This is a genomic window from Gammaproteobacteria bacterium (assembly GCA_022450155.1).
Lineage (GTDB): Bacteria > Pseudomonadota > Gammaproteobacteria > Arenicellales > UBA868 > REDSEA-S09-B13.
Genome location: JAKUQR010000012.1, coordinates 61,590 through 78,802 on the forward strand (window position 1 = coordinate 61,590; position 17,213 = coordinate 78,802).

General features: G+C 55.7%; 20 protein-coding genes and 1 pseudogene. 14 read left to right on the forward strand and 7 right to left on the reverse strand.

Annotation, left to right across the window (positions count from 1 at the left end; all coding sequences use genetic code 11):
* Positions 1 to 25: 25 nt before the first annotated feature.
* Both MK323_08580 and MK323_08585 read right to left on the reverse strand, forming a co-directional pair.
* The gene (locus MK323_08580; GenBank protein MCH2482219.1) at positions 26 to 508 is read right to left on the reverse strand and encodes a cupin domain-containing protein; all 483 of its coding nucleotides are present in this window, start codon (positions 506 to 508) and stop codon (positions 26 to 28) included.
* 17 nt (positions 509 to 525) lie between these two features.
* A pseudogene (locus MK323_08585) lies at positions 526 to 1,249 on the reverse strand (enoyl-CoA hydratase-related protein).
* 182 nt (positions 1,250 to 1,431) lie between these two features.
* Here MK323_08585 and MK323_08590 point away from each other — a divergent pair.
* Both MK323_08590 and MK323_08595 read left to right on the forward strand, forming a co-directional pair.
* Positions 1,432 to 1,740 carry a DUF1330 domain-containing protein gene (locus MK323_08590; protein ID MCH2482220.1) on the forward strand — a complete coding sequence of 103 codons (309 nt, stop codon included), beginning with the start codon at positions 1,432 to 1,434 and terminating at the stop codon, positions 1,738 to 1,740.
* Between the two features lie 105 nt (positions 1,741 to 1,845).
* Positions 1,846 to 2,709 carry a 3-hydroxyacyl-CoA dehydrogenase family protein gene (locus MK323_08595; GenBank protein MCH2482221.1) on the forward strand — a complete coding sequence of 288 codons (864 nt, stop codon included), beginning with the start codon at positions 1,846 to 1,848 and terminating at the stop codon, positions 2,707 to 2,709.
* Between the two features lie 38 nt (positions 2,710 to 2,747).
* Here the strand turns inward: MK323_08595 and MK323_08600 are convergent, their stop codons facing one another.
* Entirely contained in the window at positions 2,748 to 3,062 is a 315-nt protein-coding gene (locus tag MK323_08600; GenBank protein MCH2482222.1) for an SCP2 sterol-binding domain-containing protein, read from the reverse strand.
* Between the two features lie 219 nt (positions 3,063 to 3,281).
* Between MK323_08600 and MK323_08605 the strand changes: the two genes are divergently transcribed.
* The 7 genes from MK323_08605 (at position 3,282) to paaK (ending at position 7,879) form a co-directional block, all read left to right on the forward strand.
* Positions 3,282 to 3,431, forward strand: coding sequence for a flavin reductase family protein (locus MK323_08605; protein ID MCH2482223.1), 150 nt, complete (start codon positions 3,282 to 3,284; stop codon positions 3,429 to 3,431).
* A 16-nt stretch (positions 3,432 to 3,447) separates the two neighbouring features.
* Positions 3,448 to 4,095, forward strand: coding sequence for an RraA family protein (locus tag MK323_08610; GenBank protein ID MCH2482224.1), 648 nt, complete (start codon positions 3,448 to 3,450; stop codon positions 4,093 to 4,095).
* A 125-nt stretch (positions 4,096 to 4,220) separates the two neighbouring features.
* A complete protein-coding gene (gene paaA, locus MK323_08615) occupies positions 4,221 to 5,201 on the forward strand; it encodes a 1,2-phenylacetyl-CoA epoxidase subunit A (GenBank protein MCH2482225.1) in 981 nt (326 codons plus the stop codon).
* A gap of 38 nt (positions 5,202 to 5,239) precedes the next feature.
* Entirely contained in the window at positions 5,240 to 5,533 is a 294-nt protein-coding gene (gene paaB / locus MK323_08620; protein MCH2482226.1) for a 1,2-phenylacetyl-CoA epoxidase subunit B, read from the forward strand.
* Positions 5,534 to 5,601: 68 nt separating this feature from the next.
* The gene (gene paaC, locus MK323_08625; GenBank protein MCH2482227.1) at positions 5,602 to 6,300 is read left to right on the forward strand and encodes a phenylacetate-CoA oxygenase subunit PaaC; all 699 of its coding nucleotides are present in this window, start codon (positions 5,602 to 5,604) and stop codon (positions 6,298 to 6,300) included.
* The gene (gene paaJ, locus MK323_08630; protein MCH2482228.1) at positions 6,294 to 6,800 is read left to right on the forward strand and encodes a phenylacetate-CoA oxygenase subunit PaaJ; all 507 of its coding nucleotides are present in this window, start codon (positions 6,294 to 6,296) and stop codon (positions 6,798 to 6,800) included. The genes paaC and paaJ overlap by 7 nt, the downstream gene beginning before the upstream one ends.
* A gap of 26 nt (positions 6,801 to 6,826) precedes the next feature.
* Positions 6,827 to 7,879 (forward strand): phenylacetate-CoA oxygenase/reductase subunit PaaK, encoded by a 1,053-nt coding sequence (paaK, locus tag MK323_08635; GenBank protein MCH2482229.1) that lies wholly within the window; start codon positions 6,827 to 6,829, stop codon positions 7,877 to 7,879.
* Here paaK and paaX read toward each other — a convergent pair.
* The 4 genes from paaX to MK323_08655 form a co-directional block, all read right to left on the reverse strand.
* Positions 7,876 to 8,739 carry a phenylacetic acid degradation operon negative regulatory protein PaaX gene (gene paaX, locus MK323_08640; protein ID MCH2482230.1) on the reverse strand — a complete coding sequence of 288 codons (864 nt, stop codon included), beginning with the start codon at positions 8,737 to 8,739 and terminating at the stop codon, positions 7,876 to 7,878. The genes paaK and paaX overlap by 4 nt on opposite strands.
* Positions 8,740 to 8,809: 70 nt before the next feature.
* Complete coding sequence (paaF, locus tag MK323_08645) at positions 8,810 to 10,111, reverse strand: phenylacetate--CoA ligase (GenBank protein MCH2482231.1); 1,302 nt, start codon at positions 10,109 to 10,111, stop codon at positions 8,810 to 8,812.
* The gene (paaI, locus tag MK323_08650; protein MCH2482232.1) at positions 10,108 to 10,545 is read right to left on the reverse strand and encodes a hydroxyphenylacetyl-CoA thioesterase PaaI; all 438 of its coding nucleotides are present in this window, start codon (positions 10,543 to 10,545) and stop codon (positions 10,108 to 10,110) included. Before paaI ends, paaF begins: the two co-directional genes overlap by 4 nt.
* Positions 10,546 to 10,704: 159 nt before the next feature.
* Entirely contained in the window at positions 10,705 to 11,499 is a 795-nt protein-coding gene (locus MK323_08655) for an SDR family oxidoreductase (GenBank protein ID MCH2482233.1), read from the reverse strand.
* Positions 11,500 to 11,876: 377 nt separating this feature from the next.
* Between MK323_08655 and MK323_08660 the strand changes: the two genes are divergently transcribed.
* The 5 genes from MK323_08660 to MK323_08680 all read left to right on the forward strand — a co-directional run bounded on the left by MK323_08660 (position 11,877) and on the right by MK323_08680 (position 17,100).
* The gene (locus MK323_08660) at positions 11,877 to 13,169 is read left to right on the forward strand and encodes an aminotransferase class III-fold pyridoxal phosphate-dependent enzyme (GenBank protein MCH2482234.1); all 1,293 of its coding nucleotides are present in this window, start codon (positions 11,877 to 11,879) and stop codon (positions 13,167 to 13,169) included.
* 159 nt (positions 13,170 to 13,328) lie between these two features.
* Entirely contained in the window at positions 13,329 to 14,291 is a 963-nt protein-coding gene (locus MK323_08665) for a tripartite tricarboxylate transporter substrate binding protein (GenBank protein MCH2482235.1), read from the forward strand.
* Positions 14,292 to 14,362: 71 nt separating this feature from the next.
* On the forward strand, positions 14,363 to 14,899 hold the full coding sequence (locus MK323_08670) for a tripartite tricarboxylate transporter TctB family protein (protein MCH2482236.1): 537 nt from the start codon (positions 14,363 to 14,365) through the stop codon (positions 14,897 to 14,899).
* A gap of 11 nt (positions 14,900 to 14,910) precedes the next feature.
* The gene (locus MK323_08675) at positions 14,911 to 16,413 is read left to right on the forward strand and encodes a tripartite tricarboxylate transporter permease (protein ID MCH2482237.1); all 1,503 of its coding nucleotides are present in this window, start codon (positions 14,911 to 14,913) and stop codon (positions 16,411 to 16,413) included.
* Between the two features lie 39 nt (positions 16,414 to 16,452).
* The gene (locus MK323_08680) at positions 16,453 to 17,100 is read left to right on the forward strand and encodes an HAD-IA family hydrolase (protein MCH2482238.1); all 648 of its coding nucleotides are present in this window, start codon (positions 16,453 to 16,455) and stop codon (positions 17,098 to 17,100) included.
* The last annotated feature ends 113 nt before the right edge of the window (positions 17,101 to 17,213 follow it).

A 17,213-nucleotide genomic window follows, 5' to 3' on the forward strand; every position in this document is an offset into this window, starting at 1 on the left:
GCTAGTTGCAGAGGGATCCCAACGCTCAGTCAGCGGATCCAAATACCGTGCGTTTTTCAATGGACTTCACGTCCGCTGGGCGTTCAAAGGGTTCCGGCGCGTTTTCACCGGGCATTCTGGGCCGCCCGACGGCTGAGAAAAAGTCCTTCAGCCCGCCAGGTGTGAGGACAAAGCAGAACCGCAGAGGGATATTGCCCTGGTTTATGAATTGATGCCGGCTACCGGGTGCCAAATACAAGATGGTACCGGTGTGCATTGGATGTACCTCGCCGTCGATCGTTGCGGTGCCATCACCTTCTAGTACGATGATCACTTCTTCGTGGTGGTCGTGGACGTGCTCTCGCACTGAGCATTCGGGGGCCACCTCCTGTATGCCGACATCGAATCCCGGGCCGTTGCTATTCACGGCTTGTGCTACTGCAAGTTCTACAAACCCGTTGGTCGGAACGGGTTGCCAGTAGCTTTCGCCTTCGTCGGGTTGTACGGCCCGACTTCTTTTTTCGGTCATCGTAGCAGAGGTCATAGTCAGGTGCGTCCCCAGCGCAGTACTCTGGAATCTTTGAATTCCGGTTTTCGCTTGGCGTGAAAGGATTCGACACCTTCCCTAAAATCATTGGAAGAACGGAGCCGGCCGTATGCGTTACCGTCGATGTCAATTCCAGCTTCTAGCGTCGTGTTTTGAGAAGCATTCAATACACGATTGATCGTGCGCTGGGACAACGGGGAGAATGTACGGAGTTCATCTACCAGTTTATCCAAGGTTGTTTCTAGCTGGCTGTCGTCGACACAATTGAGAACCATACCCCAGTCTTTGGCTTCGCTACCACTGACGCGTCGGGAACGAAACGTCATGTCCTTGGTCCTCTGAATTCCAATCATGTGCAGCAGACGTATTGAGCCAGCAGATCCGGGTATCTGAGCGATCCGTTGTTCAGGCAGCGTGCCGGTGCAGCAATATTAGTCGCGAGGTCCGATACCTCTTCAGGAGTGGATTCCAGGAAGCCCTGGATGTTGCCATGCGACGAAAAGTGTTCTCCTTCGGCAGGGGAGTGCGGTGACACGAATGCGTTCATCGCAGCTTAGCGCTTCAAAAGTCTGCCGCAGCTGTTCGCTGCGGCATGATGACAACACTCAACGGTGGGCGCTGTAGGACGATGTCGGCGTGCTCGCCGGAGGTATCGAGTGCAATCCTGAAGCCATCTGGGTTTTCGGGCAGACTCGTGGAAAGCGCTTGTTCGCCTTTGGACATAATCTATAGTTCTCTGGGTCACTGTCTCGGGCTAAGCTGTCTATGATACTGCGCCTAGGGTTTATCGGGTGAGTACAGGCATCGACCCAAAACTGGCACAATATCGAATCACTGTAATGAAGTGGACCAGGCTATCTGTCCTGGACGTATCTTGAAGATTATCGGCTTAAGGAGAAGATCGTATGGCCAAGGGGTACTGGATTGCGCGGGTCGATGTTTCTGACATGGAAGCCTATCAGCAATATGTTCAGGCCAATGCGGCACCATTTGCTCAATTCAATGCCCGTTTTCTCGTGCGTGGCGGTGAACAGGAAGTGCCTGAGGGGACAGCACGTTCACGAAATGTAGTCATCGAATTCGACAGCTACCAGGCGGCGCTTGATTGCTATCACTCATCCGAATACCAATCCGCAAAAGCCCTGCGAGCCGATGCTGCGGAGTCGGATCTGGTGATTATCCAAGGTTACGCTGGCAACCAGCCGGGTGACTGAAGCCTGTATCTCAGGATCGATCGGGAGCGTGGTCGTCGCGGGCAGGTGTATGGACAAGTCGGTATTCCGCTGGTCTAAATAAATTTTCACTGACAGGTGACAGTGATGGAGTGTCGAAACGTAGTGGTTGTTGGAGCAGGCACCATGGGTCGGGGAATTGCTCACGTTGCCGCACTGGCCGGTTACCAGACCTGGCTGACCGACGTGGATGAAAGCACGCTGCAGAAAAGTCTTACCGAAGTCGAACACGATCTTGCAGCTGCCGTAGCGCGTGGCAAGATCTCCGAGGTACAGCGATCAGCAGCGCTATCGCGGCTTGAGCTGGCGACCGATCTGGATTCTGTTGTCCACACGTGTGATCTCGTCATTGAAGCTGTGCCGGAACGTATGGACCTCAAGCAGGAGGTCTTCAGCCGCATCAGTCATCAGGCGGCGGACCACAGCATTCTGGCGACCAATACATCGTCGCTCAGTGTTTCTGAGATTGCCAGCAGCAGTCGCTTGCCGGAACGGGTTGTCGGCATGCATTTCTTCAATCCGCCGCACAAGGTCAGGTTACTGGAGATCATCCGTGCAGATCAGACGTCAGAACAGGTGGTCGAAGCTGTCCGGGAAATTGGTCTGCGCATGAATCGTGAACTGGTGGTTGTGAACGATTCTCCCGGCTTTGCAAGCTCTCGCCTGGGGATAGCGCTGGGCATGGAGGCGATCCGGATGGTAGAGCAGGGTGTCGCAGCGCCCGAGGATATCGATGCGGCAATGGTTCACGGATACCGTCACCCGATCGGCCCATTACGACTGGGCGATCTCGTTGGACTCGATATCCGGCTGGCTGTGGGTGACTATCTTTGTCGTGAACTGGGCGAAGAACAGTTCAGGCCACCGGCGCTTCTGAGGAAGATGGTGGCAGAGGGAAAACTCGGCCGGAAAAGCGGCGAAGGGTTTTACATCTGGACTGATCAGGCTTGACGATGCGTATCGACGCAGACATTCAGAGAGGTTTTGCGTTAGAAGATTTTCTGTAGTGACAGGGCTGCTGCAAGGTTAGATACGGTCAGTTTTCCTTGGGTCATTAGCACCATCGCCGAGCCCGGCTTGTCGAGTATCTGTTCGAAAGCTGCCTCTGAGCAAGTGATCGTACAGTCGGGATTGTCATGCGGTCCGGTCAAAACTGAGCCCTCTCCAACGGTCAGATCAACATGCCACGATCCCAAGCCGTCAATATCAAACTGAAAGATCTGATCGACCTTGCCCGCAAGGTCCGGATGGGCAGAGAGTTTCTGTGGTAGGTAATCGGTAAAAAAAGAAGTCGTCTTTGACATTAGATCAAGCCCGCGGATTGTTTCAGCGAAAGTTGAGTGAGTACGCGAAATATAATTTAAAAGAAAAAGTTTTCATACTTGTTTTGTATCGTTGTCTTGCAGCGTTCTGGTGCAATTTTATAGCGTCAGGCGTGGGTCTAAATTGTCTGTTCAGTAGGTAACGGCTACGATGGTGCATGATGGTAAGATGTTACTCACTTAACCTGACAGGACTATATGATGGACGAAGATGCCAAGAAAACTGCATTGAGAATGATCCCCTATGGGCTGTATGTTCTGACCGCTGAAGACAAAGATCAGAATATTTCGACCGCCTCGGTCAACGGGGTCACCCAGGCATCGTTCAAACCCCCGCTCGACCAAACTTGAATTTCTGGCCACCGTCATGAGTTCGCTGACTCAGCGATTGCAGGCCTGTTATGCCAGTGCGGTTCATGATGTGCTGCGCCAGATGGGTCATGACAACTGTGTACTGCCTTCTAACCTGATTGCGCTTGATCCCACCCAGCAACTGGCTGGAGAGATCTACACCATTTCGGGGCACATCGATCGGACGCTCAGCCGGCACCAGAGTCTGTTGGCCTGGGCCCAGGTGCTGTCCCGTGTCCCAGGCGGCAAGGTGTTGGTCTGCCAGCCGAATACCAAGGAAATTGCGCTGATGGGGGAGCTGTCCGCCCGGGCCCTGATGGTCAAAAACACCCTCGGTTATGTCGTGGATGGCCGGTGCCGGGACACGGATTTCATCCTCGAAATGGGCTTTCCTGTTTTCTGTGATCTCAACACGCCAGCCGATATCGTGGAGCGCTGGACCTATGATCGCCTGGGTGAACCCATAACCATCGGATCTGTGACCATCGTCAGTGGTGATTATCTGATGGCTGACCGGGATGGGATTGTCGTCATACCGGCATCGGTTTGTGAGGAAGCGGTCAGTCAGACCGAACAGGTGATGTCGACGGAAAGTGAAATGCGCGATGCCATTCTGGGTGGGATGGATCCCGAACAAGCCTACCTGAAGTACCGCAAATTCTAGCGTTTCCAGTCGCTAACGAGTCCATTGCCCGATACCAGGGAATCGTCAAATTATGACACAGAACTTTGAATATTGTACAAAATTCTGTAACATATACAATGTACACAGTCTTCTGGAGACTACGCATGAGCAATACCCCAGAACCGTCTGAATCTGCCGTAGACACGCACAGCGCAGATCTCGAACGGGGGTTCCTGGCCAAGATCGAATCCGAAACCAAGATCGAGCCCAAGGACTGGATGCCGGATGCTTATCGCAAGACGCTGATCCGACAGATCGCGCAGCACGCACATTCCGAGGTTGTCGGAATGCAGCCTGAAGGCAACTGGATCACACGTGCACCCACGCTGCATCGCAAGATCGGGTTATTGGCCAAGGTGCAGGATGAGTGTGGTCACGGTTTGTACCTTTACAGTGCAACCGAGACGCTGGGAACTACCCGAGAAGAACTGGTAACGGCCCTGCATGAAGGCCGCATGAAATACTCGAGTATTTTCAACTACCCCACACTGACCTGGGCAGATATCGGGGCGATCGGTTGGTTGGTTGACGGTGCTGCCATCGTTAACCAGATCAGTCTGTGTCGGACTTCCTATGGGCCTTATGCTCGGGCAATGGTCAGGATCTGTAAGGAGGAGAGTTTTCACCAGCGCCAGGGGTACGGCATCATGGTCACCCTCGCCGAAGGCACTGCTGATCAGAGGGCGATGGCTCAGGATGCACTGAATCGCTGGTGGTGGCCTTCACTCATGATGTTCGGACCGCACGACAGCGATTCCGCGCATACCCGGTCCTCCACCGCCTGGAAGATCAAGCGTCAGAGCAATGATGAACTGCGCCAGCGCTTTGTCGATATCACGGTACCGCAAGCAGAACACCTCGGGCTGAACCTACCCGATCCTGACCTACGATGGAACGCCGACCGTGGTCACTATGATTTTGGCGAGATCGACTGGGATGAATTCTGGCGGGTGGTTAAAGGGGGCGGACCCTGTCATCTGCAGCGTATGGCAACGCGCAAAGCAGCCCATGAAAATGGCCGCTGGGTTCGTGAGGCTGCGGCTACTTATGCACAGAAACAGGGTGCCGATCAGCAAGCGGCGTAAACCTGCTAACCGTACACCGATACAGAGAGAGGATCACCATGACCAATGCACCGGACCAGTGGCCACTGTGGGAGGTCTTTGTCCGAACTAAGCGCGGCCTCAATCATCAGCACACCGGCAGTCTGTATGCCGCCGATGCCAAGATGGCCCTTGAAAATGCCCGTGATCTCTACACCCGACGGCAGGAGGGGATCAGCATCTGGGTTGTTCCGGCGACTGACATCACGGCGTCCTCACCCGAGGATGAAGGTTCGTTCTTCGAGCCGGCGGAAGACAAGGTTTATCGTCATCCAACGTTCTATCCTGTACCCGATGGTGTGGAAAACCTGTGACCAAAAAAATAGACACTGATTCATCCCGCTTCGAACTGCTCACACGTCTGGGTGACAACGTCCTGATCATGGGCCACCGGTTGTCTGAATGGTCAGGAGATGCGCCGACCCTAGAAGAGGACATGGCACTGTCGAATATCGCACTGGATCTGATCGGACAGGCCCGGCTGTGGTTGACCGCTGCCGTAATGGAAGAGGGCGCTGGGCGTACTGAGGATGACCTGGCCTATCAACGCGATGTTCGGGACTGGCATAACCTGCACCTGGTCGAACTGCCAAACGGCGACTTCGGCAGGACGATGTTACGCCAATACTTCTTTGACGCCTATCATCTTCTGTTGTTGGAAGGTCTGAGCAAAGGCTGCGATCGGGAAATTTCCGGGATCGCGGCTAAATCACTCAAAGAGGTGCGTTACCACCTGCGACACAGCAGTGGCTGGGTGGTGCGCCTGGGTGACGGCACGCAAGAGAGTCACAACCGGATGGTGAACGCCCTGGAAATCTGCACGCCGTGTGTGCCGGAACTCTTTGAGGTGGATGAAGTTTACCGCTCGCTGGAAGCCCGGGATCTCGTTCCGGCAATGAATGATCTCCAAGCGCAATGGGAGCGGCAGGTGCACGCCGTATTGTCTGAAGCCACGTTGAGTATGCCCGAGATCACCAATCCGATGAGCGGTGGGCGAGTTGGTCTGCACAGTGAGCACCTGGGCTATCTGCTTGCCGAGATGCAGTTCCTGCAGAGGGCATACCCGGGAGCCACATGGTGAGTACGGCGGGTGAAAACACCCGTTTGCGGGTGCTTGAGGCGCTGGATAGCGTCTACGACCCCGAGATTCAGACGGTCAGTATTCGCGATCTGGGGATCGTCCGGGCTGTTGACGTGTGTGACGAAGGGGGAAACATCCAGGTGCAGGTGATGATCACGCCAACCTATTCAGGCTGTCCGGCAATGCGAGTGATCGAACAGGACATCCATGAGGCTCTTGGGCGGGCTGGCATCGACCAGGTCGCTGTTGAGCAGGTGTTGTATCCGCCCTGGACAACCGACTGGATCACTGATCGAGGACGCAGGCATCTGCTTGCAAGCGGGATTGCGCCCCCGGCGTGTCGTGCCTGCGAGGCAGGTCCGATGGAGTCTGGTATCAGTTGTCCCCGATGCGGTTCCGACCAAACCCGTGTGCTCTCCGGTTTCGGCGCAACAGCGTGCAAGGCATTGTGGCGTTGTGACAGCTGCCTCGAGCCGTTTGACTACTTTAAACCGCATTAGCCACCGTGCGCTTCCACGCTCTCTCGGTGACTGAAGTACGGTCGGAAACAGACGACACGGTGTCTGTTGCGTTCGAAGTACCAGAACAGCTTCGTAACGAGTACCGGTTTGAGCAAGGACAACACCTGACGCTGCGCCGAACTTTAAGCGGTACCGAGATTCGTCGGTCTTATTCGATCTGCAGCAGTGTAGACGAGGGTGAATTACGTATCGCGGTGAAGGCAATACCGCAGGGCGTTTTTTCTGGGTTTGTGCATAACCGGCTTGCTGCCGGAGAAAAGATTGAGGTGGGATCACCGATCGGGCATTTCAATGTGCCGCTGGATCCCGGTCAGCGCAAGCGGTATGCCGCCTTCGCAGCGGGCAGCGGTATCACACCCTTGATCTCCATCATCAAGACCACACTCGAGCGCGAGCCCCGAAGCAGGTTTACCCTGGTGTACGGCAACCGCGAGACCGGGAGTATCATATTCAGGGAGGCACTGGAACGGCTGAAAAACACCTACATGGACCGGCTCTCGATAGTCCATACGCTGTCGCGGGAGAGCCGGAATTTGCCGCTGCTTGATGGCCGCATCGACCGCGCCAAGGCAAAAGCCCTGCTCGAGAGCCTGGTGCCTGCAGGCCAGCACGATGAATTTTTCCTGTGTGGCCCCAAAGGTATGATCGATGCGGTCAGGGAAGCGCTGCTCGAGAAAAATGTTCCACCGTCGTGCATTCATTACGAGCTTTTTACACCCCCGGATCAGCACATCGAAAACCGGCCTGAGCGCATGCCGATTCAGGCTCAGGGGGGTCGTTGTTCCGTTGTGGTGTCACTCGATTCCAAATCCACGACTTTTGAGATGAGCCGTGACAGGGATACGCTGCTGGAAGCGGTAAGACGTGTCCGGCCGGAGGTTCCCTATGCCTGCGAAGGTGGGGTATGTGCGACCTGCCGGGCGAAACTTGTCGAGGGGCGCGTTAATATGCAGCTGAACTTTGCACTGGAAGAGTCGGACCTTTCGTCAGGTTTTGTGCTGACCTGCCAGTCGGTGCCACTGACCGATCGCATTGTGATTGATTTTGACGCGCTTTAACTGCCACTGAACCGCTGGTGGTAGCCTTTGCCGGGTGACTTCAGCAGGTCTGGCTCATCGCAACATACTGACACTGTCCAGCGGTCAGCCGCCTCCTGCAGTGCACGGTAGATTGCAGCACAGCGCTTTCTGGCTCGGGTACCGGGCCAGTGAACCGGTAGAAGGTCTTCAGGCAGGTCCGGATCGTGCAGCAGAATCCGGCGATAGTCATGAATCAGCAGGGTACGGGCTGCAAAAGCCGATTCGAGATCAAATAATTTCTTGCGGCGGGTCGACCGCCAGAGGTTCTCGAACCGTCGGTTGAAAAGATCATATTCACGGGCTATCTGTTCCAGATCAAAGCACCGATCCAACAGCGATTGCGGCGATTCGCGGTCCTTGATCGTGTGCCCGCAGAACACTTTGGCTTTGTCCGCGAGTCCCCGTTCTGCCAGTGCCCGGCACACCGGCGGAAGGTCTGCTGTGGGATGGATCAGCGTGTCTGAGGTCAGCGTTCCAAATCCCTGCCACTTGAGTTCCTTCTTGAGGCCGGTACGGTCTGCTCGGCTGATCGTTTTCTGTGGAATAATCACCAGCCGCCACTGGCCGTCCCAGCGGCGGCTGCCTGCAGCGTAAATTCGGTGTTCGGCATCGGCCGTCTGGCGACGGCCGGTATCGGTCAGTGCGTAATAACTGCGCCGCCCCGAGGCTGTTCGTTCAAGCCATTTTTCCTGTGCCAGCCGGTAAACTGAAGTTCGGACCAGTCGTTCACTTACGCCCAGCGGCCGGGCGAGTGCGATCAGACTGCTCAGCCAGACCTGCCCACCCCTGGGCTCAAGTGCGTCACCAAAGATCGTGATCAGCAGTGATTTTGCCCGCATCGGTCGTCTCACCCTGAAATTTGACAGCAGCTGGCGCACTGTTGTCTCAAATCGAACAGGTGCCGTGCGGTCAGCGATTGTCGATCACCCTTTGCGCCTTACCTTGCGATCGGGGTACACCCCCTTCATCATGCAGCACCACATCGACGGTTACTCCAATGAAGGTCTTAACGCGGTGAGTCAGGGATAAAGCGACATCGTCGGGTTTGTGGGACGCGGCGTTTATGGGATCCAGTTCAACGTTGATGGTGAGCTTGTCAAGACTCCCGGTCCGCGACAATTCGATCTGATAGTGGGGACTCAAGGCTTCGATGGCCAGAACCTGTTCCTCGATCTGTGAAGGAAATACGTTGACCCCGCGAACGATCATCATGTCGTCACTGCGGCCGGTGACCTTGGCCATCCGCCGCATGGTTCGGGCGGAGCCGGGCATCAGGCAAGTCAGGTCGCGGGTTCGATAACGAATCACGGGTGAGGCTTCCTTGGTCAGGGAAGTCAGCACCAGTTCGCCCCGCTCTCCCTCTTTCAGGCATTCACCGGTTTCGGGGTCGACGATTTCCGGGTAGAAATGATCTTCCCAGATCGTCAGGCCGTCCTTGGTTTCAATACATTCCTGGGCAACACCGGGGCCAATCACCTCAGACAGTCCATAGATGTCGACCGCCTCAAGCCCCATTCGGGATTCAATGTTGTCACGCATCGATTCGGTCCAGGGCTCAGCACCTAAGATGCCGACCTGCAGTGAGGTCTTTCGGGGATCGAGACCGGCCAGTTCAAACGCATCCGCGATGTTCAGGCAGTAGGTCGGTGTCACCATGATAATCGACGGTCGAAAATCATTGATCAGCTGGACCTGTTTTTCTGTCTGACCGCCCGACATCGGAATCACCGCAGCGCCCAGTTTCTCGGCACCGTAGTGTGCCCCGAGACCACCGGTAAAGAGCCCATAACCATAGCTGATATGAATCAGGTCATCAGCCCGGCCGCCGGCTGCCCGGATCGACCGTGCCATGACCGTTGACCAGAGGTCGATATCGTTTCGGGTGTAGCCGACGACAGTCGGCTTTCCAGTGGTTCCGCTCGAGGCATGAACACGCACCACGTCTGCCATGGGGGCAGCAAATGCTTCAAATGGATAAAATTTGCGAAGATCGGCCTTGTCGGTAAACGGGAATTGATTCAAGTCTTCGAGGCCAGTCAGATCGTTCGGGTGTATACCGTCCGCGTCAAATTTCTGAGCATATAACGCGGAATGGTCATAAGCATGGTTGAGTGACCATTTCAATCTCGAAAGCTGCAGCGCCTGCAATTCATCGACACTCGCGGTTTCGATCGGCTCCAGGTCGTTCTCTTGGGGTTGTTTAACAGTCATGTCGTTGTTCCAGCCGTGGCCTCGGTGACCAGAACACCACCAATTGCGCGCGATTTGCCACGGAAAAGGGCGACCAGAGTGCCATCGCTGGACTCGACCCGTACGTCGTAGACGCCATTCTTGCCTTGAAGGAACTGCTCGACTGCTTCAGCGACCAGTATTTCACCCGTTGTGACGGCGACCAAATACTCGATCTGACAACTGACGGCCACGCTGATGTGGTTTCGCGTATTACAGGCGTGTGCAAACGCACTGTCCGCTAGCGTAAAGATCATGCCGCCGTGACAGTTGCCGTGGCCATTGAGCATCTCCTCGCGAACCCGCATGTGAAGGCATGCGTAACCGGGACGACTTTCTTCGACAGTCATGCCGAGCATCTGTGAGCAACGATCGTCGCGGTGCATGTGTTCACTACACGCTTTGGCGAGCGCCATTTCAGCTGATTCGGTGTCCAAGACGAGATTCTCACTTTTCAAGTGGCACAAAACGGGATACAGAACGTTTGTCGACTATGAAAATATCGTATCACATCGAATCGGACGGGTCTTGCTCTCCGGGCTGCAGGCGCAACAGATGTCCGTTCGGAGAATCGGTCAGCCCTCGTTCGGTACAGTGCTGATCAGGTCTGGACTTTCCGGCAGCAGGGCACCACCGTCGACGACGATGGTCTGTCCGGTGACGTAACTAGCTTCGTCGCTGGCGAGATAAACCATCGCCCAGGCGATGTCATCGGGATCACCCAGCCGGCCCAGCGGGATGTATTGCTCAATCCGGCTTCGCTGTGCGGGATCAGCCAGAAACCCGTCGGGTTTCTGGATATAACCCGGCTCCACCGCATTGACCGTGATCCCGTCACTGGCCAGTTCCAGTGCTGCACCACGTACAAAAGCATTGACGCCGGCTTTGGCTGCACCGTAATGAACCGCACCGGGCATGGCCACTTTGGGCCCGGTCACTGAGGAGGTGACCAGGAAACGACCGTGTTCAGATTGGCGGAGCGACGGCAGGGCCACCTTTAAGAGCCGAAAACAGGCCTTGAGATTGATTGACAAGGTCAGTTCGAGATCTTCTTCTGAAAGTGTTTCTAGACGCGACCAGAGACAGCCGCCGGCGTTGTGCACCACAATATCGAGCCCCCCGAGTTGATCTGCAGCAGCAGTGACAGCCTCGGCGGCTCCGGTTGGCGTTTCAAGGTCAAGCGGCAGTGCCCAAGCCGACAGACCCTGCTGCGTGAGGTCGCCCACAACAGCTTGTGCTCGACTGAGTGTCCGGTTAGCTGCGGCGACATGGGCGCCCGACTGCGCAAACCGGCGCACAATGGCCGGTCCAATCGCCCGGCCTACACCGGTGACGAGCACCTTACGACCCGACAATCGCTGTTCTGCCATCCTGATACCCTCGGCAAGAATTCTGTTTGTTCGATCAGTGGTTCCCGAACGTCAGGTGCACTCTACCTTGGCACCGGTTGTCGTTCCACCTGGCCCAGGCACATCGTTGCGATGCGTGCTGGTCGGGCGCCAATCTGACCGGAGTTGAGGAAATCGACGTGCGGGGTAGACCAGTATTGGTTAACCTACGGCCCACTGACCTGGGCACTGGTGAATCTGGTGTTGATACCCACCTGCGAACTGCCCAGTCGACCGCAAAGGAGAACCGGACCATGACAACTGAACCTGCGACCCTATCTGAAACTCTCATTCCGGCTGGCACTGAACCGGATCTTGATCATATCAGAGCGCGTAATGCTCGCAGTGTGTGGCATCCGATGGCGCACCCGGGGGTTCATCAGGCAAACCCGCCGCGAATTATCACGGGAGCCGAAGGGGTCTATATCCAGGATGACGAAGGCCATCGTGTGATCGATGCGGTCGGGGGCATCTGGAATGTGAACCTGGGTTATTCGTGTGTGCCGATCAAACAGGCCATTGCCCAGCAACTGGACGTGTTGCCTTTTTATTCGGCCTTTAAAGGCACGACAAACATCCGACTGATCGAACTGGCGGACCGGCTGGTCGGTGTGCTTGAACCCGAAGGTATGCGCCGAGCGTTTTTTACCTCGGGCGGCAGCGACAGTGTCGAGACTGCATTGCGGTTAACGCGCCAGTTCTGGAAGCTGGCAGGGCAGTCGGGTAAGGTGAAATTCTTCTCCTTCAAAAAGGGTTATCACGGAACTCATTTCGGTGGTGCCTCAGTCAATGGCAATGACCGTTTCCGCAAGAGTTATGAGCCACTGCTGCCGGGTTGCATCCAGCTGCCTTTCCCGTCGCTCTACCATAACCCGTTCGGGATCGACGACATTGACGAGTTGACGGAGGTCTGTCTCAGGCAGATCGAACAGGAGATCAACTATCAGGGTGCAGACAGTATCGCGGCTTTTATCGCAGAACCTGTGTTGGGCGCCGGTGGCATCCTGGTGCCTCCGCCAAATCTGTGGCCGGCACTGCGCGCGTTGTGCGACAAGTACGACATTCTCTTGATCGCCGATGAAGTCGTCACGGGTTTCGGCCGGACGGGTTCCTGGTTCGGTGCCCGGGCCTGGGGCGTCAGACCCGATATGATGTGTTTCGCCAAAGCCATCACGTCCGGGTACTTTCCTTTTGGCGCGGTGATGCTCAATGAACGGATTGAGACCGTGTTTATGGAAAGCGGTCCCGACGGCGCCATCGGCCATGGCTATACCTACTCCGGCCATCCGGTTGGCTGTGCCGCGGCACTCGCGACACTGGATGTCACGTTCAGCCAAGATCTGCCCGGCAATGCATTGGCTCGAGGTGAACAGTTGATGGCTTCACTCAAAGCACTGCAGGCAGAACACGAAATGATCGGCGACGTGCGAGGAAAGGGGCTGATGGTGGGCATCGAGCTGGTGGCTGATCGCGGATTGAAAACCCCATTGGACCCGCAACTCGGCGACGCCTTGGCCGATCGAGTATTCGCGGCCGGCGCGATGATCCGCGTTTCCGGTAATATCATCATCATGTCGCCGCCTCTGGTCATCACTGAATCGGAGATTAATTCCCTGGCACAGGCACTGTCTGTCGGCTTTGCCGGAGCCTGAAACAGCTGCCAAGTCTTGAATTAGGTAGGTCTCTTAACTAAAGTGGCAGATGTAACTTGCTGGTAATAGTGCAGCTCCCTCGAGATCTTTTATTCTTGTGGAATCAGCACACTGAAAGGTAAGGTGCGTTGTGATAATTCCAACTGTGGAGGATAAGACATGAAAATAACCTTGAAGCTGGTCGTACTGAGTATTCTGGCGTCGTTTCTGGTATTTGGTTCAGCTGCCCGGGCTGAGTATCCCGAAAAACCGGTGACCTTTATTGTGCCCTGGCCGCCGGGTGATCTCGAAGATGTGGTAACCCGTTTGATTGCAGAAGAATTTCAGAAAGAATACGGTGTTGCCGCGGCCGTGGTGAACAAGCCGGGTGGCGGTGGTGGTCCGTTCCCAGGTGCCGCCGAGGTCGCAAATGCGCCTGCTGATGGCTATACCATCGGGTCGTTCGTGGTCGGTGTGCCGATCATCGGTCCGCTCGTCGGCGTGCCGGGATTCGAGGACCCCGACCTGTTTGAGCCGGTCGGCATCTTTATCATTTATCCATTCCTGCTGGCCGCCAGTGGGGACGCCCCATACAGCAACATGGCTGAACTTGCCGAGTATGCCAAGTCCCACAAGGTGGCCCTGGGCCACTTTGGCCATCCCCTAATTCCAACCAAGGCTACGTTCGTGGCTGCTATGGAGTTAGGCTTTGAGTTTGGCAGCGATGCTGCATTCGACATGAACGATTGCAATACGTTGGCCAGTGGTGATGCTGACGTGATCAATACCACCGCGCAGCTGGTTTTACCCTGCCTCGACGATCTTAAGGTCCTGGCGACTTTTACGGGTGACCAGCGAACTTCCGTGACACCTAATGTCGCGACTCTGAGCGAACAGGTGCCTGGTATTGACGTTCCGACGCTTTGGAATGGTCTGTTTGTCAAGAAGGGAACGCCACAGATCGTCAAAGACAAGCTCGCAGCCGTGGCTAAGCGGGTGATTGCCGGTGATGCGGTCGCAAAAGTTGCCAAGAATACTGGCGGCATCTTCTTCTGGGAAGGTCCAGCCGAGGCCAAAGCACGCATCGCCCGTGACTGGAAATCCACTGAGTCGATGATGAAAAAATTAGGTCAGTTGGATTAGATACTCACAAAATTAGTGAGATCTCTGTCGGGCGGCGTAGCCGCCCGACTTTGTTTCTGGATGAGAGCATCATGGATCAACCCGACAATATCCGATCCAGTGCGGCCATCAACTTTTTCTGTGCCGCATTCATTGTTCTGGTGACGCTGGTTCTGGTGAGTCAGTTGGGCAGTCAGACCCGGTGGCTCAAGCGCGCTGATCTGGTCATGCAACCCGGGTTTTTCCCGGCCCTCGGTCTGCTGGTGATGGGTGTGCCGGCGCTCGTCTTGTCCGTTGTGTCGTTTCGTCAGATGCGCTCTGGCATAGAGTTGGAATCACCGCGTATCGTCGTCGCCGGCTTTCATCGCTGCTGCGAGTTTGCCGTGTGGTTTCTGGTTTATGTCTACATCATCCGGTGGGTTGGCTACCTGATGGCGACGCTGCTGTTTATGCCGGCGCTCAGTCTGCGGGTGGGGTTTCGCGGTGTACGATGGATAGTGACGGCAGTACTGATCGGGCTGGTGATCGTACTGCTATTCAGGACCGGGCTTCAGGTCCGTTTGCCGGATGGTTATATCTATGGTTACCTGCCCCCGGAGATTCGAAATTTCATGATCCGTAACTTCTGAACTTTCCCATGATCGAGTTACTGCTCGAGTCGTTAATGCTGATCGCGCGATGGGATGTCGCGATTGCGCTTTTAATCGGTGCAATTGGCGGGGTCATTATCGGAGCCATTCCAGGGGTCGGTCCCGCGGTTGCCATCGCCATACTGCTGCCGGCAACTTATAAGCTCGAACCCCTGGTTGGACTGACGCTGTTACTGGGTATTTACGGCGCTGCCCTTTATGGCGGCGCTATTCCGGCCATTCTGATCAACACACCGGGCACACCGGTTAATGCGCTGACCACTTATGATGGCCACCCTATAGCCCGTCGGGGAGAGCCGCGTCGGGCGTTGTCGCTCGCCTACAGTGCCAGCTTCATTGGCGGGATCCTCAGTGTGCTGGCACTGATTTTTCTCACACCCAAGTTGGCGGCAGTCGCACCTTACTTTGGCAGCCGGGATATCCTGATGGCGGCACTTTTGGGACTGGTGTTGGTAATATTGACCCATCGTGGACAGACGTTGGCGGCAGCCGCGCTGGTTGGCATGGGTGTGTTCATCACGGTGGTTGGCATGGAACCATTCCGGCTCACCGACCGTTTTGTTTTCGGCTTGCCCTGGTTACGCGGTGGTCTGGCACTCATTCCAGCCGTTCTCGGCCTGTTTGCGATTTCGCAGGCGTTTATCCTTTTGCAATCCTCGGATGCGCCTCGACAGATTCCCAAGGTGACGGGCAGCCCCTTCGCTGGTTTGTTTGAAGTCTTTCGACGGCTTAAGCGGGTCGCCCTGTGTTCGTCCGGGTTTGGGATCATCATGGGCATCATCCCTGGGGTGGGTGAGTTCCTGGCTCAGTTTTTCTCCTATGGTCTGGCGCAGAAACTCAGCAAGACACCGGAGAAGTTCGGCAAAGGGTCTTCAGAAGGCCTGGTGGCGGCGGAGTCCGCCAACAATGCCGTACCAGCTGCCGCGATGATTCCATTGCTGGCGCTGGGTATCCCCGGTGAAGCGTTGACGGCGATGATGCTGTCGGTTTTCACGGTACACAACCTGATTCCGGGTCCAAAACTCTTTGAGACTCAGCCAGAATTTGTGGTTGGCCTTTATGTATGTCTATTCCTCATCAATTTTATTGTGCTGGCTTTTCTACTGATAGCTACACCCCTGTTGATCCGTGTCATCAAAGTGCCGGAAAGGTTTCTCGGCGTGGTGGTATTGACGCTGGCACTGGTTGGGGTTTACTCCATCCGCAACAGCCTACCAGACTGCTGGGCGGCTATTGGATTTGGTCTGCTCGGTTACGTGCTTCGCCGGGTCAACTGGCCGCTGGTGCCGATCATTCTGGGCATGGTGCTGGGCGAGATCATCGAGGCCAAGCTGCGCACCAGCATGGCCCGGGTTGAAACGCCGCTGGACTTCGTTAACCGACCGGTCTCGGCCACCATCGCGGTGATTATTGTGCTGGCGCTCGCGGTACATGTCTGGTCGGAGATCCGCAATTACCGACAGCGCCGGACGAAGACGTCGCCCGCAGCCTGACAGCGGCGTGTCGCAGTCCGAGTGAACTAAACCGACGCAATGCCTGTGGAGCCCTGTGACCTGATAATGGATTTTGGGGGCGTCATCACGTATTCGCTTTTCGAACGATGCCGCGATATCGAACGGCTTTATCGACTGCCAGACGGGTCACTCAACTGGACAGGCCCATTTGATTCAGCGGATGATAAATTCTGGCAGCAGTACCTGAGCGGGCAGATCTCAGAGCGTGATTACTGGTACATCCGCTGTGGTGAACTCGGACAGATATTGAGAGAAGAAATCACCATCCGTAAACTGGTCACTGACCTGAGGAACTTCAAGTCGTCCGTTCGGCCCGAAGCAGAAACCCTGATTCGGCAAGCCCGGGCCCAAGGGTGCAGAGTTGGCCTACTGACCAATGAGTTAGAACTTTTTCACGGGCCGGAAGTGTATGACGCGTTCGAGATACTGGGCAGTTTTGATGCCATTGTCGATGCGACACACACGGGCATCCTGAAACCCGAGCCACAAGCCTACCAGCTGGCAGTGGAGGCACTCGACGCCTCGTTTGAATCCGTGGTTTTTGTTGACGATCAGCAGAAGAATGTCGATGGAGCAATTGCCTGCGGGATTGAAGCCATTCGGTTGGACATTACGGATCCAGAATCCGGGTTTGATGATGTTCGAAGGGCACTGAAACTCACTTGATTCGTATTCGATGTTATTCCGGAGCCACTTGGATGAACATTTATAGAGGGTTGTACAGAATAGACTGAGTACGAATCGGTATGTGACTGACTGGTGACCGACAGCACCGTTTA